This is a genomic window from Phenylobacterium sp., from assembly GCF_019636135.1.
GTDB lineage: Bacteria > Pseudomonadota > Alphaproteobacteria > Caulobacterales > Caulobacteraceae > Phenylobacterium.
Window position 1 is genome coordinate 215976 of the sequence record NZ_JAHBYD010000003.1, and the last position, 23385, is coordinate 239360.

24 protein-coding genes are annotated in these 23385 nt (G+C 71.1%); 9 read left to right on the forward strand and 15 right to left on the reverse strand.

The genetic code is table 11. From position 1 onward, the window contains the following. Positions 1 to 228 precede the first annotated feature (228 nt). Positions 229 to 648, reverse strand: a complete 420-nt coding sequence (locus tag KF737_RS03615; protein ID WP_296450466.1) for a helix-turn-helix transcriptional regulator — start codon at positions 646 to 648, stop codon at positions 229 to 231. A 221-nt stretch (positions 649 to 869) separates the two neighbouring features. Between KF737_RS03615 and KF737_RS03620 the strand changes: the two genes are divergently transcribed. The 4 genes from KF737_RS03620 to pseI all read left to right on the forward strand — a co-directional run bounded on the left by KF737_RS03620 (position 870) and on the right by pseI (position 3647). Continuing rightward, complete coding sequence (locus tag KF737_RS03620; protein WP_296450468.1) at positions 870 to 1121, forward strand: hypothetical protein; 252 nt, start codon at positions 870 to 872, stop codon at positions 1119 to 1121. 94 nt (positions 1122 to 1215) lie between these two features. Continuing rightward, positions 1216 to 2289: a phosphotransferase family protein gene (locus tag KF737_RS03625; protein WP_296450469.1), complete on the forward strand. Its 1074-nt coding sequence runs from the start codon at positions 1216 to 1218 to the stop codon at positions 2287 to 2289. Positions 2290 to 2343: 54 nt separating this feature from the next. Next, positions 2344 to 2547 (forward strand): hypothetical protein, encoded by a 204-nt coding sequence (locus tag KF737_RS03630; protein WP_296450471.1) that lies wholly within the window; start codon positions 2344 to 2346, stop codon positions 2545 to 2547. A gap of 35 nt (positions 2548 to 2582) precedes the next feature. Further along, positions 2583 to 3647, forward strand: a complete 1065-nt coding sequence (gene pseI, locus KF737_RS03635; RefSeq protein ID WP_296450473.1) for a pseudaminic acid synthase — start codon at positions 2583 to 2585, stop codon at positions 3645 to 3647. Positions 3648 to 3665: 18 nt separating this feature from the next. Here pseI and KF737_RS03640 read toward each other — a convergent pair whose 3' ends face one another. From KF737_RS03640 to purC, 3 genes are read right to left on the reverse strand one after another with little or no spacing between them, the layout of a single operon-like run. Continuing rightward, positions 3666 to 4070: a hypothetical protein gene (locus KF737_RS03640; protein WP_296450475.1), complete on the reverse strand. Its 405-nt coding sequence runs from the start codon at positions 4068 to 4070 to the stop codon at positions 3666 to 3668. 2 nt (positions 4071 to 4072) lie between these two features. After that, positions 4073 to 4312 carry a phosphoribosylformylglycinamidine synthase subunit PurS gene (gene purS, locus KF737_RS03645; protein ID WP_296450476.1) on the reverse strand — a complete coding sequence of 80 codons (240 nt, stop codon included), beginning with the start codon at positions 4310 to 4312 and terminating at the stop codon, positions 4073 to 4075. Next, positions 4312 to 5067, reverse strand: coding sequence for a phosphoribosylaminoimidazolesuccinocarboxamide synthase (gene purC / locus KF737_RS03650; protein ID WP_296450478.1), 756 nt, complete (start codon positions 5065 to 5067; stop codon positions 4312 to 4314). Before purC ends, purS begins: the two co-directional genes overlap by 1 nt. Before the next feature lie 238 nt (positions 5068 to 5305). Between purC and KF737_RS03655 the strand changes: the two genes are divergently transcribed. Beyond that, positions 5306 to 5629 (forward strand): DUF1476 domain-containing protein, encoded by a 324-nt coding sequence (locus tag KF737_RS03655; protein WP_296450479.1) that lies wholly within the window; start codon positions 5306 to 5308, stop codon positions 5627 to 5629. 15 nt (positions 5630 to 5644) lie between these two features. Here KF737_RS03655 and KF737_RS03660 read toward each other — a convergent pair whose 3' ends face one another. From KF737_RS03660 to KF737_RS03695, 8 genes are all read right to left on the reverse strand, one after another. After that, the gene (locus KF737_RS03660; RefSeq protein ID WP_296450481.1) at positions 5645 to 5845 is read right to left on the reverse strand and encodes a hypothetical protein; all 201 of its coding nucleotides are present in this window, start codon (positions 5843 to 5845) and stop codon (positions 5645 to 5647) included. Between the two features lie 155 nt (positions 5846 to 6000). Further along, entirely contained in the window at positions 6001 to 7326 is a 1326-nt protein-coding gene (gene purB, locus KF737_RS03665; RefSeq protein ID WP_296450483.1) for an adenylosuccinate lyase, read from the reverse strand. A gap of 110 nt (positions 7327 to 7436) precedes the next feature. Then, on the reverse strand, positions 7437 to 8099 hold the full coding sequence (locus KF737_RS03670; RefSeq protein WP_296450485.1) for a PEPxxWA-CTERM sorting domain-containing protein: 663 nt from the start codon (positions 8097 to 8099) through the stop codon (positions 7437 to 7439). A gap of 95 nt (positions 8100 to 8194) precedes the next feature. Then, positions 8195 to 8884, reverse strand: a complete 690-nt coding sequence (locus KF737_RS03675) for a hypothetical protein (protein WP_296450487.1) — start codon at positions 8882 to 8884, stop codon at positions 8195 to 8197. 120 nt (positions 8885 to 9004) lie between these two features. Next, positions 9005 to 10480: an MFS transporter gene (locus KF737_RS03680; protein ID WP_296450489.1), complete on the reverse strand. Its 1476-nt coding sequence runs from the start codon at positions 10478 to 10480 to the stop codon at positions 9005 to 9007. A gap of 113 nt (positions 10481 to 10593) precedes the next feature. Further along, entirely contained in the window at positions 10594 to 12045 is a 1452-nt protein-coding gene (locus KF737_RS03685; RefSeq protein ID WP_296450491.1) for a class I adenylate-forming enzyme family protein, read from the reverse strand. 3 nt (positions 12046 to 12048) lie between these two features. Then, positions 12049 to 13476 carry a class I adenylate-forming enzyme family protein gene (locus tag KF737_RS03690; protein WP_296450493.1) on the reverse strand — a complete coding sequence of 476 codons (1428 nt, stop codon included), beginning with the start codon at positions 13474 to 13476 and terminating at the stop codon, positions 12049 to 12051. A 67-nt stretch (positions 13477 to 13543) separates the two neighbouring features. After that, positions 13544 to 14923: an MFS transporter gene (locus tag KF737_RS03695; protein WP_296450496.1), complete on the reverse strand. Its 1380-nt coding sequence runs from the start codon at positions 14921 to 14923 to the stop codon at positions 13544 to 13546. Between the two features lie 130 nt (positions 14924 to 15053). Between KF737_RS03695 and KF737_RS03700 the strand changes: the two genes are divergently transcribed. The 3 genes from KF737_RS03700 to KF737_RS03710 all read left to right on the forward strand — a co-directional run bounded on the left by KF737_RS03700 (position 15054) and on the right by KF737_RS03710 (position 19242). Beyond that, complete coding sequence (locus KF737_RS03700) at positions 15054 to 15680, forward strand: glutathione S-transferase family protein (protein WP_296450498.1); 627 nt, start codon at positions 15054 to 15056, stop codon at positions 15678 to 15680. Positions 15681 to 15874: 194 nt separating this feature from the next. Further along, positions 15875 to 16408 carry a DUF1697 domain-containing protein gene (locus tag KF737_RS03705; protein ID WP_296450499.1) on the forward strand — a complete coding sequence of 178 codons (534 nt, stop codon included), beginning with the start codon at positions 15875 to 15877 and terminating at the stop codon, positions 16406 to 16408. Between the two features lie 182 nt (positions 16409 to 16590). Continuing rightward, positions 16591 to 19242 (forward strand): adenylate/guanylate cyclase domain-containing protein, encoded by a 2652-nt coding sequence (locus tag KF737_RS03710; protein WP_296450500.1) that lies wholly within the window; start codon positions 16591 to 16593, stop codon positions 19240 to 19242. Positions 19243 to 19395: 153 nt separating this feature from the next. Here KF737_RS03710 and KF737_RS03715 read toward each other — a convergent pair whose 3' ends face one another. From KF737_RS03715 to greA, 3 genes are all read right to left on the reverse strand, one after another. After that, positions 19396 to 19764, reverse strand: coding sequence for a hypothetical protein (locus KF737_RS03715; RefSeq protein WP_296450502.1), 369 nt, complete (start codon positions 19762 to 19764; stop codon positions 19396 to 19398). Between the two features lie 263 nt (positions 19765 to 20027). Beyond that, positions 20028 to 21788, reverse strand: a complete 1761-nt coding sequence (locus tag KF737_RS03720; RefSeq protein ID WP_296450504.1) for an amidohydrolase family protein — start codon at positions 21786 to 21788, stop codon at positions 20028 to 20030. Positions 21789 to 22042: 254 nt separating this feature from the next. Continuing rightward, positions 22043 to 22522, reverse strand: a complete 480-nt coding sequence (greA, locus tag KF737_RS03725; protein ID WP_296450506.1) for a transcription elongation factor GreA — start codon at positions 22520 to 22522, stop codon at positions 22043 to 22045. A gap of 113 nt (positions 22523 to 22635) precedes the next feature. On the opposite strand from greA, the gene KF737_RS03730 reads away from it, so the two are divergent. Then, positions 22636 to 23370: a hypothetical protein gene (locus KF737_RS03730; RefSeq protein ID WP_296450508.1), complete on the forward strand. Its 735-nt coding sequence runs from the start codon at positions 22636 to 22638 to the stop codon at positions 23368 to 23370. The last annotated feature ends 15 nt before the right edge of the window (positions 23371 to 23385 follow it).

The following is a 23385-nucleotide window of genomic DNA, read 5'->3' on the forward strand; positions in this document are numbered from 1 at the left end:
GGACCCAACCGTCCGGTGCTCTGAGGTTGTTATCTGGCCCCGCTCGCCAGGGGCCGGCCCCCAACCATCGACGCACCGGAGGGTTGGGTCCCGGTCTTGGGCTACGCCCAAACCGGGATGACAAACGGGGAAAGCCTCCGCGTATCTCCGCGATCTCTGCGGTTCGACTGACGGCCTTTCGGCCGCCCGCATCCATATGCGCTCTCCCTCCCTTGATGGGGAGGGAAGCTAGGCCAGGATCGACTGCTTGGCGGCCTCGGCCTGCTGGGCGGTGAGGGTCCGGACCAGGTTCACCAGCGAGCCGCGGACCTCGGGTTGCAGCTTCTCGAACGCGGTGAGCAGCTCGAGCGCGCCGGGCGTGCGCATGCGGGTGAGGAGGTCGAGGTCCTCGGCGGTCTCCTTGTCGGCGCCGTCGAAGACGTCCATCAGGTCGGTCACGCGGCAGCGGAGCGCACGCGCGATCTGCACCAGGCGCGAGAACGAGATCCGGTTCGCGCCGTTCTCGTACTTCTGGATCTGCTGGAAGCTGACGCCGCACTGCTCGGCCAGGGCCTCCTGCGACATCCCGATCGTCCGCCGACGGATACGCACCGCGGCCCCGAGCGCGATGTCCATCGGATCCGGCGCCTTGGTCGACACCTCCGTCATTCGATTTTCCTTCCCTTGAGCGGTGTCCCCGTCCGACACCGCAAGCCCAAGTTGCGACTAAAAGCTTTTGTCTTGGAACTGCAAAGCTTTTTCAGCCCTGAGGCGATCGCCGTTCAACCAGCGGGTCAAATGGGCCGACATTGCGACCGGCGGCGGTCAAGGTCTTGGTAACCGAAGCACTGCCGAACTGCGGGTCCGAAGAGTCGTGATTCCCAAGGGCCATGCGCGTCATCCAACTGCACCCTCCTTTCGACCATGGCGCGGCGCTCAGGGTTCCGCCGGCGCACGACCGGAAGAACTGGGCCGTGCTCTGGAGCTGGCTGGGCGACGAGGCGCGCTCGGTCGCCGAAGCGGCCGCGGTCCAGGTGCTGACGCCGGAGGGCCCGGTCGTCGCCCACACCGGCGACTGGATCGTGCTCTCGCACTCCGGCTCGTTCCACGTGGCCCACACGCTCCGGCCCCACGACGCCTGATCCGGCGCAGCCCGGAGCCGACAGGCAGGGCGTCTCCCTTGCGGGCGGGAACCCATATCGCGCTATAAATCCGGCGATCGCGGAGCGTGCGGACATGACGATAGGGACGACGGCGGCAGCGAACCCCGCGCTCGACGCGTGGCGCAACCTGGTCGACCTCGACCGCCTCGCCGCGTGGATGGACGCGCGTGGGCTGGAGGCCGGCCCCATCGAGGAGGCGGCGCGGCCGCCCGGCGGCACCCAGAACATCCTGCTGAAGTTCCGCCGCGGCGAGCGCTGGTTCATGCTGCGCCGCCCGCCGCTGGCCGCGCACATGAACGGCAGCGAGACCATGCGGCGCGAGGCCCGCGTGCTGGCGGCGCTGGCCGACACCGACGTGCCGCACCCGCGCCTGATCGCCGCCGAGCCGGGCGAGGACGTGCTGGGCGCGGCCTTCTACCTGATGGAGCCGGTCGACGGCTTCAACGCCGCCGTGGGCCTGCCGCCGCTGCACCTGGGCTCGCCGCAGGTGCGCCACGGGATGGGCCTGGCGCTCGCCGACGGCATCGCCGCCCTGGGCCGCGTGGACCATGTCGCCAAGGGCCTGGCCGACCTCGGCCGCGCCGACGGATTCCTGGAGCGCCAGGTCGGCCGCTGGAAGAAGCAGCTCGCCAGCTACGCGCAGTACGAGGGCTGGGCCGGCCCCGGCGAGATCGAGGGCGTCGAGGCGGTTGGCGACTGGCTGGACGCCCACCGGCCCGCGACCTTCAAGCCCGGGATCATCCACGGCGACTACCACCTGGCCAATGTGATGTACCGGTTCGACGGCCCCGAGCTGGCGGCCATCGTCGACTGGGAGCTGACCACCATCGGCGATCCCCTGCTCGACCTCGGCTGGCTTATGGCGACCTGGCCGCAGGCCGATGCGATCGCCTCGGGCGCGACGACCGTGAAGCCCTGGGACGGCTTCCCGGCCATCGAGGAACTGGTCGAGCGTTATGCCGGCCAGACCGAGCGGGACCTCTCCAACATGCGCTGGTACGGCGTGCTGGCCTGCTACAAGCTGGGAATCATCCTGGAGGGCACCCGCGCCCGGGCGGCGGCCGGCAAGGCCGAGACGGCCACCGGGGACGCCCTGCACAACCAGACGCTGGGCCTGTTCCAGCGCGCCCTGGGATGGATCGGGTAGGGCGGGAGACGTTCTGGCTGGGAACGAAGTCGCGGCTCAGCCGTAGTGAAGCTCATGGAAGACGAACTGAAGACGGCGGGCGCCGTGGCGCTGGTGGGCGCGGCGATCGGCGCGGGGCTGGCCATCGGCGTCGGCCTCAGGGCCTTCACGGCGCTGGCGGTGGCGGGCCTGACGGCCGGGGCGGCGATCGGGATCGCCTCGGGCCTCAAGTCGCGCGAGCGCATCGCGCAGCGGCGGCACGTCGCCGAGCTTAGTTAACGCGGGCTTAGGCGCCGATGGGGTATCCATGCCCCATGCCGAACCCTCCCGAGATCGAGATCGCCGGCCGCAGGATCGGAGCGGGGCATGAGCCCTACGTGATCTGCGAGCTCAGCGGGAACCACAACGGCAGCCTGGACCGGGCGCTGGCCATGGTCGACGCGGCGGCCGACACCGGCTGCGACGCCATCAAGATCCAGACCTACACCGCCGACACCATCACGATGGACGTCGACCGGCCGGAGTTCAAGATCCACGGCGGGCTCTGGGACGGGCGCAGCCTCTACGAGCTCTACCAGGAGGCGCACACGCCGTTCGAGTGGCACGCTGCCATCTTCGAGCGCGCCAGGACGCGCGGCGTCACGATCTTCTCCAGCCCCTTCGACGAGACGGCGGTGGACCTGCTCGCGGGCCTGGACGCGCCGGCCTACAAGATCGCCTCGTTCGAGGCGGTGGACCTGCCGCTGATCCGCTATGCGGCCTCCAAGGGCAAGCCGCTGATCATCTCCACCGGCATGGCCAACCTGGCCGAGATCGAGACCGCGCGCGACACGGCGCTGGCGGCCGGCGCGCCCGGCGTGGTGATGCTCCATTGCGTCTCCAGCTATCCGGCCACCTTCGCCGACGCCAACGTGCGCACCGTGACCGACATGGCCCAGCGGTTCGACTGCCCGATCGGGCTCTCCGACCACACGCCGGGGACGGCGGCTTCGGTGGCCGCCGTGGCGATGGGCGCCAGCGTCATCGAGAAGCACTTCACGCTGGCCCGCGCGGACGGCGGGCCGGACGCGGCGTTCAGCCTGGAGCCGGCCGAGTTCAAGGCGCTCTGCGACGACACCAAGGCCGCCTGGGCGGCCCTGGGCCGCGCGCACTACGACGTGCTGGGTTCGGAGCGCGGGTCGCTGCTGTTCCGCCGCTCGCTCTACGTGACCGCCGACGTGAGGGCCGGCGAGCCGCTGACGCGCGCCAACGTCCGCTCGATCCGGCCGGGCAACGGCCTGGCGCCCGCGCACTTCGACGAGGTGCTGGGCCGGAGGGCGAAGCGCGACCTCGCCCGGGGCGAGCCGCTGGCCTGGGACATGCTGGCGTCGCGGGACTGAGAACGTCGCGGACCCCGCTCAGGGCGTCGCGCCCTTCCGCGTCCAGGTCTTCAGGCTTTCGAGATAGGCCAGGAGCTCGTCATACGCCTTCCGGGAGCCGTAGGCGCAGCCGGTCGTGGTGACGCCCTTGGCGGCCCGCTGCATCAGGATGGCGGGGTGGGCGGGCGAGCCGGGGCGGGTGATCAGATAGGAGACCCGGCCGTCGGGGCTGGAATAGTAGCTGTAGGGCTCGGCGCCGACCACGCCGGCGGGCACGAGCCCCTCCTGGCCGGTGATGTCGACCACCTGGTCCTCGAAGGAAGCGTCGCAGTCGGGGCTCATGTAGACGACCGGCCGATCCGCATCGTTGGCGGACGGCTTCGAGCAGGCGGCGAGGGCCAGGGCGGCGGCCAGGACGGCCGGCGGCGCGACCCGCGGGCGCATCCTCAGGCCAGCTCCACCCGGTAGCTTTCGATCACGGTGTTGGCGAGGAGCTTCTCGCACATGGCCTTGACCTCGGCCTCGGCGGCCGCGGCGTCGGCGGCCTTCAGGTCGAACTCGATGGTGCGCCCGACGCGGACATGTTCGACGCCGCTCCAGCCGAGGCCGTGCAGCGCCTGTTCGACCGCCTTGCCCTGGACGTCGAGGACGCCGGGCTTCAGGAACACGTGGACTTTCGCGCGCACTAGTGGAGGCCCCCCTGAATCACGGTGGGCATCTCCTTCATGATCCCCAGGCGGCGCGCAACCTCGGTGTAGCTCTCGATGACGTTGCCGAGGTCGCGGCGGAAGCGGTCCTTGTCCAGCTTCTCGTTCGTCGCCGAATCCCAGAGGCGGCAGCTATCGGGGCTGATCTCGTCGGCCAGGATCACGCGGGCGAAGTCGTTCTCCCACACGCGGCCGAACTCGACCTTGAAGTCCACGAGCGTGATGCCGACGCCCCCGAAGAGGCCGGTCAGGAAGTCGTTCACCCGCAGGGTGAGCGCCATCATGTCGTCGATCTCCTGGGTCGAGGCCCAGTTGAAGGCGGTGATGTGCTCCTCCGAGACCATCGGGTCGTGGAGCTTGTCGTCCTTCAGGTAGAACTCGATGATCGAGCGCGGCAGCGGCTGGCCCTCGGGGATGCCGTAGCGCGTGGAGAGCGAGCCGGCCGCGACGTTGCGGCACACCACCTCCAGCGGGATGATCTCGACCTCCTTGATGAGCTGCTCGCGCAGGTTCAGGCGCTTGATGAAGTGGTTCTGAACCCCGATCGAGTTCAGCTTCGTCATGATGTATTCGCTGATCCGGTTGTTGATGACGCCCTTGCCCTCCAGGACGGCCTTCTTGGTCGCGTCGAAGGCGGTGGTGTCGTCCTTGAAGTACTGGATCAGAGTCCCGGGCTCGGGCCCCTCATAGAGGATCTTGGCCTTGCCCTCGTAGATCTTCTTGCGGCGGGTCATCTTCGGAGCCTTCTCCATGGGGCGAGGACTAATCCTGCGTCGGCAAAACGAAAATCGCGCGCGACTGATCCTCCGCGCGCGGGTCCGACTCGGCCTCTCGCCCCCATTCAGGCGCGGCAAAAATAGCGAAAGCGCCCCGGTTCCGCAAACCGCCGCACGGATGCCGCTTTCCATTGCTTGGCCCGCCTGCGCGCGATATGGGATCGCCCGCTCCCACGAGTTTTGCCCCCAGGACCCGATGACGACCTTCGACGAACGCGAACAGGGCTTCGAGAAGAAGTTCGCCCTCGACCAGGAGCAGGAGTTCAAGGCGCACGCCCGGCGCAACCGCGCGCTGGGGCAGTGGGCCGCCGGCCTGATGGGCCTGCAGGCGCCCCACGTGGACGAATACGCCAAGGCCGTCGTGAAGTCGGACTTCGAGCTGCCCGGCGACGACGACGTGTTCCGCAAGGTGTTCGAGGACCTGAAGGGCGCCGGCGTGGCCGTGTCCGAAGGCGAGGTCCGCATGAAGATGGCCGAGCTGCTGGCGCAGGCCCGCGAGAGCGTGAAGAGCGGGCAGTAGCCGCTTGCCCGCCCGTCAGGGGCGGGCGAGGTATGCCGTGCTGACCTTCTTCGGCACGATCTGGGTCCAGGCTTCCAGCACGAGGCTGGCGAGTTCCGCCTCGTCGAGGCGGGCGATCTCCACATAGCTCCAGTAGACGGTGGCGACCGGGCATTTGCTGAAGGTCTCGGGCCGGATCTCGAACAGGAGTTCCTGGTGGCCCTTGTCCAGCTTCATGATCACCCGGCCGTCGATGGCGAGCGCGAAGCTCTTCGTGCCGACGTTGAACCAGGGATCGCCCTTGTAGGCGACCTCGTGGGCGCCGGGCAGGGCCAGGGCGAGGCGGCGGAGGTCGTCGATCGTGGTCGCGATGACGGGCCTCCGTTCCGGCTCTACTCGGCCGCCGCCCTGGCGTGGGCGTCCTCGCCGAACACGCGGGCGAAGATGCGGTCGACGTTCTTGAAGTGGTAGTCGAGGTCGAACAGGTCCTCGAGTTCGGCGTCCGAGAGGGCGATCTCCGGGTCGGCCTTCAGGAAGTCGAGGAAGGCGCCTTCGCCGCGCCAGACCTTCATGGCGTTGCGCTGGACGGCGGCGTAGCTGGCTTCCCGGGAGAGGCCCTTCTGGGTCAGGCCCAGCAGCACGCGCTGCGAATGCACCAGGCCGCCCAGGCGGTCGAGGTTCTTCGCCATGTTCTGCGGATAGACCACGAGGCGCTCGATCAGGCCGGCGAGACGGCGGAGCGCGAAGTCCAGGTGGACCGTGGCGTCGGGGCAGATGCCGCGTTCGACCGACGAGTGGCTGATGTCGCGCTCGTGCCACAGCGCGACGTTCTCCAGCGCCGGCGTCACCGCCGAGCGGACCAGGCGGGCGAGGCCCGTCAGGTTCTCGGTGAGGATCGGGTTGCGCTTGTGCGGCATGGCCGACGAACCCTTCTGGCCCGGATCGAACGGCTCCTCGGCCTCCAGCACCTCGGTGCGCTGCAGGTGGCGGATCTCGATCGCGATGCGCTCGACGGAGCTGGCGACCACGGCCAGGGCGGCGAAGTAGGCCGCATGGCGGTCGCGGGGGATCACCTGCGTCGAGACGGGCTCGACCGCCAGGCCCAGCTTGTCGGCGACGTAGGCCTCCACCTCGGGCGAGACGTTGGCGAATGTGCCGACGGCGCCGGAGATGGCGCAGGTGGCGATCTCGAACTTCGCCATGGCCAGCCGCTCCTTGGCGCGCTGGAACTCGGCGTAGTGGCCGGCGAGCTTGAGGCCGAAGGTGGTGGGCTCGGCGTGGATGGCGTGGCTGCGCCCCACGGTGGGCGTGAAGCGGTGCTCGTAGGCGCGCGTCTTCAGCGCCGCCAGGACCATGTCGACGTCCTCGATCAGGAGGTCGGTGGCGCGGCTGAGCTGGACGGCGAGCGCCGTGTCGTTGACGTCGGACGAGGTCATGCCCTGGTGCAGGAAGCGCGCCTCGGGGCCGACGATCTCGGTGACGTGGGTGAGGAAAGCGATGACGTCGTGCTTCACCTCGCGCTCGATCTCGTCGATGCGCTCGGCGTTCCAGATGGCGCCCTTGCCCTTCTCCCAGATGACCCGCGCGGCCTCCTTCGGGATGACGCCGAGGTCGGCCATCGCGTCGGCCGCATGGGCCTCGATCTCGAACATGATCGAAAAGCGCGTCTGGGGGCTCCAGACGTCGGCGGCTTCCTTGCGGGTGTAGCGGGGGATCATGGGCGCGGTGTCTGACGACAGTCCGCCCATGTCAACCTTGCCAGAGGGGGCGGGGCGCCCTGCCGCGTCCCGCTCGGGTCAACCTCTTGCGAACGCGGCGCTCGTCGCCCTCAGGCGGCGAGGGCGCGGCGGCGGCGGAACATCGTCCCCGTCATGCCGAAACCGCCGATCATCAGCGCCCAGGTCGCGGGTTCGGGCACCACGGCGCTGAAGCCGGGGCCGAGGTCCGAGGGCTGTTGGTTCCGGTCGCCGCCGTCTTCCTGCGCGAAGCTCGGGCCTTCGTCGCCGTTCTGGCCGCTCGGGCCAGGGCCGTCCTCGGTGGGGCTGGACCGCGAGCTGGACGTCCGCCGGAAGCTGCCGCCGCCCGTGGTGTCGGGAACGTCGATCTGCAGCACCAGCATCAGGTCGCCGTCCTCCGGGTTCCAGGTGAAGTTCTCGCCCCAGAAGTTCAGCTCGTCACCGGCGATGCCGCCCATGGTGTAGCTGCCCCAGGTTCCGATCTCCTGGCCGTTGATCTGGAACGAGAGCCGGAAGGTCTGCCCGTCCAGGTCGCCGAGGATCGAGCGGGCCAGCGCGAGCTGGCTCACGGTGATCGGGCCGCCGGCGCCGTTCGCCGACCAGGTGTGGGTGAAGGAGCCCTGGCTGAAGCAGTTCGATGCGCCGCAGGCGTCGCTCCAGCCGGCGTTCACCGTCACTGCGCCCGCAGGCGCAGCCGCGGCCGCCAGGGCCAAAGCCCCGATGGCGGCCGGAATCGTCTTGTTGAGCCCGCTCATGTGTCCGCACCCATCTGTCGAGTCGATGACAAACAAGCGCGACCATAGGTGGCGCCGCAAGGGCTCACCCCGCACGGGCGAGCACTATTCTCCCGTTAAGGGAAAATTTCTCCTACTTTAAGTGGCGCTAGGCGCCGGGTGCGGCGCAAAGCGGCGCCGGCGCCCAGGAAGCCCGCGACCATGAGCGTCCAGGCGGCCGGTTCAGGCACCGCGATCACGGCCGGCCGGACGTCGGCGGGGGTCAGGATGGCGGGCATGACGGGCGCGACGAGGGCGCTGCCGCCCGCGACCTGCGGGCCGCTGTTCGTCCAGGCCCCGATACCGCCCGAGAGGCCGCCCCCGCCCCCGAAGAAGCCGCCGCCGGCGCCGGCCCTGTCGGGGATCATGAGCTCGAGGTTGAGCGTCAGCGCGCCCATCGAATCGTCCCAGTCGAACGACTTGCCGCCGAGGACGACCACATCGCCCGAGAGCACGGCCACGGTGAAGGCGCCCCAGCTCCCGACGGTGTCGCCCGCGGCGTTCCGGAAGCTCACCCTGACGGCGTAGTCCTGCAGGGTTCCCAGCAGGCTGCGGTCCAGCGCCAGCGCGCCGATCGAGGCGCCGCCCTGGAAGTCGGCCGCGGACCAGGTGCGCTGGTAGGTGCGCTGGGTGTCGCTGAAGCAGCCCGTCGTGGCGCAGAGGCTCGACGGATTGACGCGTAGCACGGTGGCCGCCTCAGCGGCCGAACCCGCGGAGATCGCGCACGCCGCAGCGGCGAAGAAGGCGAGCCCGAAGCTCCGATGCATATGTCAGCCCCACTCAAGTCCGGATGTGCGATCCCCCATATCGCCCACAACTCGCCAGGGTTGCGGTTGGTTGCAAGGACGAAGCGCGGCTGACGAAATATTTGCGCGGCGCCGCCCGCCTCAGCCCGCCTTGGCCGCCTGCGCGCGGGCGATGTCCCTGGGCAGGGTGATGGCCGCCAGGAGGTAATGCACGCCGGCCCAGGCGTAGATCAGCAGGTTGGAGACGATGCCCGAGCGCGTGCCCTCGTTCATCGCCGCCTTGCAGGCCGCCGCGAGCTCGGCCGGCGACCCGTCCGGCGCGTTGCCGCCCGGGCAGGCGGTCAGGAAGTCGCCCGCCATCCCCCTGGCCGTGAAGGCGGCCCGCGCGAACTGGTCGATGCACCAGCCGCAGAACGGAGGTCCGAAGCCGAGCGCGATCAGGTTCAGCACGAAGAACATCAGCGCCACGGCGGTCGCGCGCATGCGCGTGTCCATGGCGTTCTGCACCACCCCGAAGGTCGGGCCGAGGTAGGTGTAGTGCAGCACGCCGGGGACCAGCAGGATGGCGTAGGCCATCTGCCAGCTCTCGCGCGTGTAGGCGTAGATGTAGATCGGCGTGGCCAGGATCAGGCCGATCGCCGGCACCAGGGCGTACCAGCGCAGCGAGCGCTTCGAGGCCCAGTCGGTGAGGAACCCGCCCAGCAGCGTGCCGGCGCCGTTCGAGACGCCCGCCACCAGGCCGCCCACCAGGCCCACCACCGCCAGGCCCAGCCCGAACTCGCGCACGAAGTAGGCCGGCGCGTAGTTGCCGGTCCCGTAGCCGGCGAAGCTGGCCATGGTGATGCCGGCGATCATGTGGAACATGCCCCAGCTCCCGAACAGCCGCTTGCCGACGGCGAGGATCGAGGGCGGGGCTTCGGCCGGCGCCGCGCTGGGCGCCCCGGCCTCCGACGCCTCCTGGCCCAGCGCCGCCGGCGGCTCGTCCGCCAGCGCCAGTTGCCGGTCGGCCCAGCCGCGCGGCGGCTCCTTGACGAAGAGCTTGATGGAGATCGCCACCAGCAGGCCCGGCACGCCCACGGCCATGAAGGCCGCCTGCCACGACAGGTTCTCGGCGATCCACCCGCCGGCCATCGCCCCGAACATGGTGCCGAGCGGAATGCCGAACGCGTAGATCGACAGCGCCGAGGCGCGCTTCTTCGGCTCGAAGTAGTCGCTGATCAGCGAGTGCGCCGGCGGCGACAGGCCCGCCTCGCCCACGCCGACGCCCACCCGGAAGAGCAGGAGCTGCACGTAGCTCGTCGCCGTGCCGCAGAGCGCGGTGAACGCGCTCCAGATGACGATGGCGACGGCGATGATGTTCACCCGGCTCGTCCGCTCGGCCAGCCGCGCGATCGGGATGCCCAGCGTCGTGTAGAGCAGCGCGAACGACAGCCCGCCCAGCCAGCCGAGCTGCTGGTCGGTGAGCTTCAGGTCGACTTTGATCGCCTGGCCGATGGTGGAGATGATCGTCCGGTCGACGAAATTGAACGTGTAGGCCAGCACGAGCAGCCACAGCACCGCGTTGCGGTAGCCGGCGGAGTAGGCGGGGGTGCTGGAGGTGGTGGCCGCTGAACTCATCTGACACGCATTCCCCGTTTCGACTCACCCGCCCGGCGGGCCGCCCTTGTCGGCGCGGACGTTAGCGGGCGTTTCGAAGGGGCGGTAGGGGGGCTGCCGTGGGGGCGCCGCCGTCAGGGTTTGGCGCGGGCTGAGAGGAGGCGGGCGCGGAGGGTGGCGCGGTCGACCTTGCCCATGGCGTTGCGGGGGATCTCGTCGGTCCAGGCGAGGCGGAGCGGGGGGAGGTCCGGGACGGCGGCGAGGTGGCGGATGAGGCGGTCGCGGTCGAAGTCCGGGGCGGCGGTGACGGCGAGCCAGGCCTGGTCGAGGCCGTCGTCGCCGGGGGCGGCGAAGCCGGCGGCGTCGAGCACGCCTTCCACCTCCAGGGCGGGGGTCTCGAGCCGGTGGGGCATGAACTTGCGGCCGCCGAGGTTCATGCGCTCGTCGAGGCGGCCCTCGATGACGAGGCGGCCGTCGGGGAGCCGGCGGCCGAGGTCGCCGGTGCGGTAGGCGCCGGTCGTCGGGTCGAAGCGGGCGGCGGTGGCGGCGGGGTCGTCCAGGTAGCCCGGCGCGGTGCGGGTGGAGCGGACGACGATCTCGCCGGACCGCCCGTCGGGCAGCGGGCGGCCGTCGTCGCCCACGATCTCCACATGGGCCGAGGCCGGGACGTGGCCGACCGCGCCGGGGACGTCGGCCAGGGCGGCGGCGGGGCCGGCGGCGATGCGGTTGGACTCGGTCGCGCCGTAGCCGTGCCAGACGTCGGGGGTGAGGCGCAGCAGGGCCTCGCGGGCGAGGGCCGGCGGCAGGGCCGAGCCGCCGACCTGCAGACGCCAGCCGGGGCGCGGCCGGAAGCCGTCGGGGAGCCAGGTCAGCAGGTTGCGGAGCTGGATGGGGGTGAGGACGCAGACGCCCTGGCCGTGGGCCTCCATGAGGGCGGGCAGGGTCTCCAGCGTCATGCCGGCGGCGACCGTGGCGCCCACCGACCAGGCGGCGACGGCGAGGCCGAAGCCCATCAGGCTGTCGGGGCCGGTCAGCGGGACCCAGACGCCGAGCTTGCCGGGGCCGTAGATGCGCAGCGCGGTGAGGGTGGCGATCTCCAGCCGGCTCCAGGTGAAGCCGACGCGCTTGGGGGCGGCGGTGGTGCCGGAGGAGAGCTGGACGCGGACGAGGGCGTCCGGGTCGGGTGCAAGGCGCGGCAGCGGTTCGTGGGGGGCGGCGAGCGCGGCGGCGACCTGCTCGCGGGTCAGGACGATGGCGTCCGGGGGCGGCGGGGCGTCGGCGTCGAGGCCGTAGACGAGGCGGCGCGCGGCGGCGTGGTCGTCGTAGGGGGCCGAGGCGACGCCCAGGCGGGCCAGGGCGCAGAGGGCGACGCGGCCGACGTAGGCGTCGGCGACGGCGAGCGAGACGGCGCCCCGGCCCGGGGCGAGACCGAACTCGGTGGCCAGGAGGCGGCCGAGCCGGTCGATGTCGGCGTCGAAGCGGGCGTAGCTGACGGTGGCGAAAGCCTGCGGCGGCCGGCCGGGCAGGATCACGGCGGGCGCGCGCGGACGCCAGGCGGCGCCGTCGCGGATGTAGCCGTCGAACATGCGCTATCCGGGCCGGGCGGCGAGCGCGCCCAGGACCGCTTCGCGCAGCTTGCCCCGATCGACCTTGCCCATGGCGTTGCGCGGGATCTCCTCGGTCCAGGCGAAGCTGGGCGGGGGCAGGCCGGGGTAGCCGGCGAGGTGGGCCAGGAGGCCGTCGCGGTCGAAGTCCGGGACCGTGACGACGGCCAGCCAGGCGCGGTCCAGGCCCTCGGGGCCGGGGACGGCGAAGCCGGCGGCGTCGAGGACGCCCGGGCATTCGAGGGCCGGCTCCTCCAGGACGGCGGGCATGACCTTGCGCCCGCCCAGGTTCATGCGGTCGTCGGCGCGGCCCTCCAGGACGAGGCGGCCGTCGGCGAGCTTGCGGCCCACGTCGCCGGTCCGGAACCAGCCGCCCCGGAAGCGCTCGGCGGTGGCGGCGGGATCGCCGAGGTAGCCCCGGGCGACGCGCTCGCCCCGGATGCGGACGTGGCCGGACTCGCCGGCGGGCAGCGGGGCGTCGTCGTCGTCGACCACGTCGCAGACGGCGCCGGCCGGCGTGAACCCGACCATGCCGGGGTGGCGGTCGAGATCGGCGGCGATGCCGTGGGCGACGAAGCCGCTCTCGGTCGCGCCGTAGAGGATGCGCAGGTCCGGGGTGATGCGCACGCGCGCCTCGCGGGCGAGGGCGGGCGGCAGCAGCGAGCCGCCGCAGCAGATGCGCCAGCCGGGCTGCGGCTGGAAGCCCTCGGGCAGGCCGGCGAGCAGCGCGCGAAGCTGCGCCGGGGTGAGCGCGAGCACGCCGCCGTCGGGCAGCGTCTCCAGCCAGCGCGGGAGGTCCCGGGCCGGGATGCCGCCGGTCAGCGAGGCGCCGAGGGTCCAGGCGCCCATCAGGAGCGAGAGGCCCATCATGGCGTCGACCCCGACGAGCGGGAGCCAGGCGCCGGTGCGCCCGGCGCCGTAGGCGTGCAGGTTGGCGGCGTTGCGGGCCTCGAGGTTGCGCCAGGTGAGGCCGACGCGGCGCGGCGTGCGGGTGGTGCCCGACGAGAGCATGACGCGGCCGACCGCGTCCGGGTCGGGGTCGGGCGCCGGCAGCGGGACGGCCGCACGGGCGAACATGGCCGCCTGCCACTCGCGGGTGAGGAAGGTCGCGGGCGGGGCGGGTGCGGCGCCGCCGGCGTCGGTGAGGCGCAGGTCCGCGGCGTCGTCGTTGTGGGGCGAGGAGACGACGCCGAGCCGGGCCAGCGCCGCCAGCACCAGGAGCAGCAGGTAGGGGTCGTCGACCAGCACCGAGACGACGCCCGACGCCGGGGTGACGCCGAGCTCGGCGAGGGCCGCGCCGCAGCGGTCGATGTCGGCGTCGAACTCGGCGTAGCTGACGGTGCGCGCGGGCGTGACCACGGCGGGCGCGCGGGGGCTCCAGTGGGCATGGTCGCGGACGTGGGCGTCGAACATGGCCGAACCCTAGCGGCGCCGTAGGGCGGCGGCTACTCGGCGATGACGATGCGGCCGGGCTCCGCGGCTAGCTCACCATCTCGTCGCGGATCCTGGCGCGGGCGACCCAGAAGAGGACGGCGCTGACCAGGCCGAAGCAGGCCGAGACGAAGAGGGCCCAGCGGATGCCGTCGGCCTTGCCCAGGCCCCAGCCGTAGTTGAACCAGTCGCTGAGCGCGCCGACCACCAGGGCGCCGCCGCCCAGGCCCACCATGTTGATGATGAAGAGCACGATCGAGGCCGAGGTGGCGCGCATGTTGGCGGGCACGAGGCTCTGGGCCGAAGCGTAGACCGGGCCGTACCAGAGCGAGCCCAGGAGCGCGATCGGGATCAGGAAGCTGAGCGCCAGGACCGCGGACTCGGCGGTGTAGGCGACGTAGTAGCAGGGGATGACCAGCAGGCTGGCGATGGCCGGGACCGAGCCGTAGGCGCGCAGGTCGCGCGCGCCGTACTTGTCGGCGATGACGCCGCCCAGCCAGCTCGAGGCGGTGCCGAAGATGCCGGCGATCAGGCCCAGCGCCAGGCCCATGAAGCCGATCGGCTTCAGACCGAACTGGCCGGCGAGCTGGGCGATCTCGGGCCCGTGGTTGCGCAGGAAGAACGAGGCGGTGAAGGGCGAGTGGCCGTAGCCGATGAAGGCCTTGATGGCCGCGCCGAAGGCCAGCAGCCAGAAGGTGCGCTTGGCGGCGAGGTACTTGCAGGTGGCGGTGAAGCCCATCTGGCTGGAGGCGTGGGCCTGGCGGGCGGCGGCGGCCATGGCGTTGCGCGGCTCCTTCAGCGTGAAGAAGCAGACGGCGGCCAGGATGAGGCCGGGGAGGCCGGCCAGCAGGAAGGCGGTGCGCCAGCCGTAGGCGTCGGCGATCAGGCCGCCCATGGCGAGGCCCAGCAGCCCGCCCAGCGGCGTGCCCATGGAGAAGAAGGCGAGCGCCGAGGCGCGCTTCTCCTTGGGCACATAGTCGGCGATGAGCGCGTGGGAGGTGGGCGTGCAGCCGGCCTCGCCCAGGCCCACGCCCATGCGGGCGGCGACCAGGGTGCCGAAGCTGGTGGCGCGGCCGCACAGCACGGTGCAGGCGCTCCACACGGCCAGCGAGCCGGAGATGATCCAGACGCGGTTGAACCGGTCGGCGAGGCGCGCCAGCGGCAGGCCGAAGCCGCAGTAGATGATGCCGAACGCCAGGCCCGTGAGCAGGCCGAGCTGGGTGTCGGAGATCGAGAGCTCGTTCTTGATCGGCTCGGCCAGGATCGAGACGATCTGCCGGTCGAGGAAATTGACCGTGTAGACCAGCAGCAGGACCACGAGGGCGTAGCTGCGGAAGGCGGGGGAGACCAGCGGCGCCACGGGCGCCTCGCCGACCTGGGCTGCATTCGAGGTCGAGAACCCTTTTGGGGCGGGAGCGGCCTCGGACATCAGATGAGCTTTCCTCGATTTATCGTTGAGCAGAACTAGATGGCGCCGGGCGGGGGGCCGCAATAGTTGAAGTGTTTCAGCGTCGCGACATGCCTTTGGGGAATGGGTCGCGCAGGGTCGGGAGACGCCGATGGAGTTGGTGATCGGGACGAAGCGGTGGTCGACGTGGTCGCTCAGGCCCTGGCTGGTGCTGAAGCGCAGCGGTCTGCCGTTCACCGAGACGCTGGTGGAGCTCCGGCAGGAGAACAACGTCTCGGCCGACCGCATCCGCGCGCATTCGCCCAGCGGGCTGGTGCCGGTGCTGAAGGACGGGGACCTCACGGTCTGGGACTCCCTGGCGATCAGCGAATACCTGGCCGAGAAGGCGCCGGGGCTGTGGCCGGCCGATCCGGCCGCGCGGGCGATGGCGCGGGCGGCGGCGGCGGAGATGCACTCGGGGTTCCAGGCGCTGCGCGGGGAGGCGCCCATGGCGCTGGACGAGCCGGTGCGGACGGTCGAGCTGTCGGAGGCGACGCAGGCGAACGTGCGCCGGCTCGTGGCGCTGTGGGGCGGGATGCTGGAGCGGTTCGGTGGCCCGTTCCTGGCCGGCGGCTGGTCGATCGCCGACGCCTTCTACACCCCGGTGGCGACACGGGTGCGGACCTACGGGATCGACCTCGCGGCATATGGGGACGACGGGCGGTGCGCGGCGTACGTGGCGCGGCTCCTGGCCACGCCGGAGTTCCTGGAGTGGGAGCGGGCGGCGGTCGAGGGGTAGCTCCGCTCTTCTCTCCCTCGGCGCTGTCGCGCCCGGGAAAGGCGTGTGTAGAACATTTGGGGAACTTTTGGTAGTGCTGTGGGAGCAGCGGCGCTGAGGTGCGAGCGGGTTCAAGGGCGGTGCGGATCAAGGCGCGCCGCCGCCCTCTCCCGGCCTCTCCCACAGCGCTGCCGCGCTTGGGAGAGGAGATTCGGGTGAAACGCTATGCGGGGTTGCTCCGGGCCGTGAACGTGGGTGGCCGCAAGGTGGAGATGGCGCGGTTGCGGGCCGTGGCGGAGGCGGCGGGGTTCGCGGAGCCGAGGACGTTGCTGGCGAGCGGGAACATCGTGTTCGGGACGGGGCTTTCGACGGCGGAGGCGGCGCGGGCGCTGGAGGCGGCGATCGAGGCCGAGTTCGGGCTGTTCTCGGACGTGATGGTGCGCGACGTCGGCGAACTGAAGGCGGTGGTGGGGGCGAACCCGTTCCCGAAGGCGGCGGCGGAGGAGCCCAACCGGCTGATGGCGGTGTTCCTGAACGGCGAGCCGCAGGCGGGGCTGGAGACGCTGGAGAGCGCGTGCGTGTTCGGCGAGGAGGTGCGCGCCGGGCCGGGCTGCCTCTATATCCGGTTCCCGCAGGGGGCGGGGCAGTCGAAGCTGTCGAACGTGGTGATGGAGCGCCGGCTGAGGGTGCGCGGCACGGCCCGCAACTGGAACACGGTGGGCAAGCTGATCGCGGCGCTGGAGGCCTGAGGCGCCTCACGGCCTGAAAGGCAGGTGCGCCGGCGGGAATGCGAAGGTAAGCTCGCCCCCGTCGGGAAGAGTCAGGGGGCGATGATGGGCTGTCCGCCAGCCGTCGCACGGATGCCAGCGCGGTGAACGCTTCACCGCCGCTTCGACCTGCCGACCGACGCGCCGCGGCGACCACGCCCGTGGTGGACAGCGGCCGTGTGCTCTTCTGGCGGCTGATCTTCATCTATTCGCTCGCGACCGGCGTGGCCGTGTCGGTGACCCTGCTTCTGGGCCTGCTGGGCCTGGAGTTCACGGCCTACCAGTGGCTGATCTTCTGGTCGGGCGTGCCGTTCGGGACGGCCTTCTTCACCTCGCTCGACTTCATGCTGATCAACCGGCACCTGAAGCCGCTGGCGCCGGTGCTGAGCGCGCTGGACCGCGGGGAGAAGCCCAGCGAGGCGGTGCTGGGGGCGGCGCTGGTGCGCGCGCTGAACCTGCCGCAGATCTCGGCGGTGCGGGTGACGACGGTACACGGCCCGGCGGCGACGTTCGCGCTGATCGGGGTGATCTGGACGGCGAACACGGTGTTCCACGCGGGCATCGCCGGCTGGCAGCTCATCGCGCTGGGGACGATGATCTTCGTCTTCGCCTCGCCGGCGCACGCGATCTTCGAGTTCTTCGCGGTCTCCAAGACGATCGAGCCGATCGCCATCCGGCTGTCGCGGGAGCTGGATGGGCCGATCCCGGCCGAGCAGGCGAAGGACCTGATCTCGGTGCCGCTCCGGAACAAGGTGCTGTTCCTGGCCATCTTCGTGTCGTCGCTGCCGCTGGTGTTCAGCGCGGTGTCGTTCCTGTTCAAGTTCGACCGGGTGCTGAACGCGCACGGCTTCGTCGTGCCGCCCCGCGAGATGACCTCGATGTACGTCTGGGCCGGCGGCGTGGTCCTGGTCTGCATCGTGGGCGCGATCTCGATGGCGATCCTGACGGCGCGGGAGGTGTCGAACTCGGCGGCGCGGCTGGTGGACGCCATGCGCCACGTCGAGCGGGGCGACCTGGACGACGCCAAGGTCGAGGTGCTGACGACCGACGAGTACGCCGACATCAACCGCGGCTTCGGCCTGATGCTGGACAGCCTGCGCGAGGAGCAGCGGCTGCTGGAGGTGACGCAGGACCTGGCGGGCGAACTGCTGCTGGAGGCGCTGATCGGCCGGATCATGACGGCCACGACCGACCTGCTGAACGCCGAGCGGGCCTCGCTGTTCGTCTACGACGACAAGACCGACGAGCTGTTCAGCCTCTACGCCGACGGGCTGGAGAAGGTGCAGATCCGGGTTCCGACCGGCGCGGGGATCGCCGGTGCGGTCTTCACGTCGGGCAAGACCGAGAACATCACCGACCCCTACGCCGATCCGCGCTTCAACCAGGACGTCGACCGGCGCACCGGCTTCAAGACCCGCTCCATCCTCTGCGTGCCGATCACCAACAAGGCGGGCGCGCGGATCGGGGTGGCGCAGGCGCTGAACAAGAAGGGCGGCGTGTTCAGCAACAAGGACGAATCGCGCCTGAAGGCGTTCGCGGCGCAGATCGCCGTGAGCCTGGAGAACGCCAAGCTGTTCGACGACGTGCTCTCCATCAAGAACTACAACGAGAGCATCCTGCAGAGCACGTCGAACGGCATCGTCACGGTGGACGCCGAGGCGAAGATCGTCACGGCCAACGAGTCGGCCCTGGCGCTGCTGGGGCTGGCGAAGGAGACGGTGCTGGAGCGCCCGTCGTGGGAGCTGTTCCAGGGCGACAACCACTGGATCTCGGAGAGCCTGGCCAAGACCCTGGCGACCGGAGAGACCCACCTGGCGGTGGACGCGGAGCTCACCCAGGGCGACGGGGCCAAGGCGTCGGTGAACCTGACGACGCTGCCGCTGCTGGATTCCAACCAGGAGCAGATCGGCTCGATGATCGTCCTGGAGGACATCACCGAGGAGAAGCGCGTCCGCTCGACCATGAGCCGGTACATGAGCAAGGAGGTGGCCGACCAGCTCCTGTCGGCCGGCGAACTGGAGCTGGGCGGCACCGAGCAGAAGGTGACGGTGATGTTCTCGGACATCCGCCGGTTCACCACGATCGCCGAGCAGCTCGGGCCGCGCGACACGGTGAGCCTGCTGAACGACTATTTCACCGAGATGGTCGACGTGATCTTCCAGCACGGCGGCATCCTCGACAAATACATGGGCGACGGCATCATGGCCCTGTTCGGCGCCCCCCTCGTGGGGCCGAACGACGCCGACAACGCGCTCGCCGCCGCCAACGACATGATGGCCAGGCTGGCGGTGCTGAACGCGCGGCGCGCGCAGGTCGGTGGCGAGGCGCTGGACATCGGCATCGGGTTCTCGACCGGCCCGACGGTGGTGGGGAACATCGGCTCGACGCGGCGCCTGGACTACACGGTGATCGGCGACACGGTGAACCTGGCTTCGCGGCTGGAGGGCACGACCAAGCAGTACGGCGCGCGGATCGTGCTGTCGGAGTTCACGGTGCGCGAGCTGACGAAGCCCGCGCTGCTGCGCGAGCTGGACCTGATCCGGGTGAAGGGCAAGGACCGGCCGGTGGCGGTCTACGAGTCGCTGGGCTACCGGGCGGGCGAGCCGCTGCTGGGCGACCTCATGGAACTGCACACGGTGGGCATCCGGGCCTATCGGGCGCGCGACTGGAAGGCGGCGGGCAAGGCGTTCGCCGAGGCGCTGAAGCTCTACCCCGACGACGGCCCGGCCCAGGTCTACGTGGAGCGCTGCCGCGTGCTGGCCAAGACCCCGCCGCCCGCCGACTGGGACGGCGTCTGGAACCTCACCGAGAAGTAGGCGGGCGAGATCGGTGGCGCGTCAGCGCCGCTTTGATTCGAACCGCGGAATACGCGGAATAGCGCGGAAGAAGAGGGCGCTGTTTCCGCGTCATTCCGCGTATTCCGCGGTTCCAAGAATGACGGCGCCTGCGGCGCGCCTGAGGTTCCGTGGCTACTTGAAGGCGACGCGGAGTTTGGCGCCGATGAAGCGGCCGGTCTCGTCGTAGCCGCGGGCGGCGGCGACGCCGTATTTCTCGGCGCCGGGCTTGAGGCCGCACATGAAGCCGAGCGAGCCGGTGGCGTCGTCGCCGAGCGGCGCGTCGACGCTGGTCTGGGCGACGCCGCGGAGGCGGACGGGCTTTTCGCCGTCGTAGCGGGGGGCGAAGGCGGCGTGGGTCTGCTGCGCCCGGGCCGGGGCGGCGCGGGTGGCCGCGATCAGGGCCGCGGCCTCGGGAGAGAGCGTCTGCGCATCGGCGTCCTCGGTCGCCGCCGCGATGGCGACGGCCGCGAGGGCGGCGAGGGCGAGGACGAGCAGTTTCATCGGTCTGGTCTCAGCCGGGGCCATGAACGACCCTCGCCTATAGGTACGCGCGCTGCAACGGGGAGATGCGCTGCAAAAAGCGCGGAGCACCTCTTGAAAGCCCTCCTTCTCGACGGAGGAGGGTTGGGTGGAGGTGTGGCCGCGGCGTGCTTGCCATCTGGCACGAGAGGCGTCGAAGCCTCACGGGCTCAGGCGTTGAAGCCCTGCGCACACCACCATCCCCGGCCCTTCCTCCGTCGAGGAGGAAGGGAGAGGCGGGAGGATCACTCCGCCGCCATGGGCAGGATCACCGCTTCGCGGCCGCCGCGGACGAGGCCGCCGGGGAGGGCGCCGGTGTGTTCGCCGTTCTCGAAGGTCACCTGGCCGGACTTGACCGTGTAGCGGTAGCCGTGGGCCTTCTGGACGAGCCGGCGGCCGCCGGCGGGCAGGTCGTGGATGGCGACCGGGCGCTCCAGGTTCAGGTTCTCGAAGTCGATGACGTTGAGGTCGGCGAGCAGGCCGGGCTTCAACTGGCCGCGGTCGTTCAGGCCGTAGGCGCGGGCGGTGTCGCTGGTCAGCTTGCGCACGAGGAACTCCAGCGGGAAGCGGTCGCCCTTCACGCGGTCGCGGGCCCAGTAGCTGAGGATGAAGGTGGGCATGCCGGCGTCGGCGATGACGCCGCAATGGGCGCCGCCGTCCGAGAGGCCGAACAGCACGTTGGGGTGCTGCATGTTCTTGCGGAAGAAGTCGAAGTTGTAGGTCAGGTAGCCGCCGAGCGGCTGGTAGAAGAGCTCGCGCCCGCCGTCGCGGACGAGCAGGTCGTACATCATGTGGAGCGGCGGGACGCCCGCGGCCTCGGCGAGGCCCGCCACCGACTGCTCGCGGTCGGGCTCGTAGTTGGGCCGCTCGCCCAGCGGGAAGATGCGCCAGAGCAGGCTGCCGCCGAAGGCCACGGCGAGGTCGCCGGCCCGGCCCTCGCCGACGGCGGCCTTGATGAGCGGGCTGTCCTCGGAGAGCAGCGCCTCGCGGATCTCCGGCGTCTGCATGAGCGCGAGGCGCTCCCCCAGGGAGGCGTCGGCCAGCTTCGCCTTCCAGGTGGGGCTCGCCATGAAGACGTGGAAGCTGGAGGTGAGGCCGTGGAGGATGCCGGTGGGCCGCCCGGCGATCTGCGGGCGGATGTCCATGCCGTGCTTCCGGCTCTCCTCGGCGATGTTGTACATCTTGTCGCCTTCGTAGGCGCCGGCCGAGGTGGCCACCAGGGTGACGGGCAGCTTCGTCTCGGCCGCGAAGCCCTTGACCCACATCCACTCGTCGTCGTCGCCCAGGTGGTCGGAGACCATCTCGAACATGCCGTGCTTCAGGCCCTTCATGGACATGCCCAGCGCCAGCATCTCGTCGGAGCCCGCGAAGGTCCCGGGCATGTGGACGCCCTTCAGGTCCTTGTGCAGCAGGGTGCGGCTGGTGGAGAAGCCGAGCGCGCCGGCCTCGACGCCCTCCCGCACCAGGCGCGCCATCTCGGCGATCTCCTCGGCGTTGGGCTCGTAGTCGGTGTTGCAGCGCTCGCCCAGCACATAGGCCCGGATCGGCGCATGGGGCACATGCGTCCCCACGTCGATCGCCCGCGGCTTGGCTTCCAGCGCGTCGAGGTATTCGGGGAAGCTCTCCCACTTCCAGTCGATGCCTTCACTGAGCGCGATGCCGGGGATGTCCTCGACCCCCTCCATCAGCTCGATCAGGAACTCGCGCTGATCGGGCTTCACGGGCGCGAAGCCGACGCCGCAGTTGCCCATGATGGCGGTGGTGACGCCGTGCCAGGACGAGGGGGCCATCACCGGGTCCCAGGTGGCCTGGCCGTCGTAGTGGGTGTGGATGTCGACCCAGCCGGGGGTGACGGTGAGGCCCGTGGCGTCGATCTCGCGCCTGGCCGCGCCGGTCACCTCGCCGACCTCGACGATGCGGTCGCCCTGGATGGCGATGTCGCCGGTGAAGGCGGGCGCGCCCGTGCCGTCGACGATCGTGCCGTTCCGGATGATCAGGTCGCGCATGGGGTCCTCCGCATGTGTTTTGCCGGAGGATACCGCGGCGCCGTGGGGTAAGTGAAACGGGTTTTAGGAACCGCGGAATGCGCGGAATGACGCGGAAAAAGACACCCCCAAATCCGCTCATCCCCGCGCATGCGGGGACCCAGACTTCCTCTTATGGGACGCCAAATAGGACGCCACGACCCCAAGTGCGGACGCGGCACGCAGAACAAGAAAGTCTGGGTCCCCGCATGCGCGGGGATGAGCGGGGTGAGGGGCTAGCGGACGGCGACGATCTCGACTTCGGCGCCGGCGACGGTGACGACGTCGCCGACCTGCCTGGTGAGGAGGGCGCGGGCGAGGGGGGAGACGTAGGAGACGCTGCCGGCGGCGGGGTCGGCCTCGTCCTCGCCGACGATGCGCCAGGCCTGGCGGCGGCCGTCCTCGCGCTCGATCTCGACGGTGCGGCCGAAGGCGGCGACGCCCTCCGGGGCGTCGGGCTCGGTGAGCTGGGCCGAGGCGCGGCGGGCGCCCCAGTAGCGCAGGTCGCGGGTGGCGCGGGCCATGGCGGTGCGGTCGGCGGCGACGCCGCCGTCGGCCTGGGCCGCGGCATAGGCGGCGCGCGCGGCGGCGAGCTCGGCCTCGATGGCGGCGAGCCCTTCGGGTGTGACGAGGTTCGGGTGCGGCGAGACCGGCCGGTCGGGCAGGTCGGCCGCCTGGGCCTCGTAGTCTTCCTCGCGGGTGAAGGCGACAGCCATGGCCCAGAGTAGGCCGGACGCTCGCCGAACGCGAGACTTGCGAAATTACTGGACACGCGCGCCAAAAGAGCGCCGCCATGCCGCGGGGGGCTCAAGTACGGGGCGAGTGCGTCATGGCGCAGGGACCGGCGAACGACGACCGGGCGGCGGCCCGCAGGCTGAGCATCGGCGACGAGGACCTGGCGGCCTACATCGCCGGCGGCCTGGGCGAGGCGCGGCGCAGCGAGGTCGAGGGGTTCCTGGCCTGCAACCCGGACGTGGCCGCCCGGGTGATGGGCGAACTGCACCGGCGCCGGCGCGCCGGCGGGCCTGCGGCGCGGCCGCGGCGGTGGAGCCAGGCGGCCGCGGCGCTGGCCGCGTGCGTGCTGTCCGGCCTCGGCGGCTGGCAGGTGGCCAGGTCGACCATCGCCGACGGCTGGCGCGAGAACGACGGCGATGCGGCCCCCGGCTACGTCGAGGATGCGCTGGAGTCGCACGCGGCCACGGAGGCGCGCCGGGTGATGGTCTCGCAGATCGACACGCCGGTGCTGGACCGGGCGGAGATCGCGCGCACGCTCAAGCTGCGCGCGCCGGTGCTGCCCGCCGGCTGGCGGGTCGTCGACGCGCAGGTCTATCCGTCGGACGACGGGCCGGCGCTGAACGTGGTGGCCCTGGCGCCGGACGGGCGGCGGCTGAACCTGTTCGCGGTGCGCGCCAACACGGCGGTGACCGACGCGCCGGTCGTGGCGCGGCGGGGGCGCCGGGCGGTGGTCTACTGGGAAAAGGGGTCGCAGGCCTTCGTGCTGACCGGCGATGATTCCCGCGACCGGCTGTTGCGCGAAGCGCGCGCCATCGCGCAATCGACCTGACCCGGCGCAACCCCG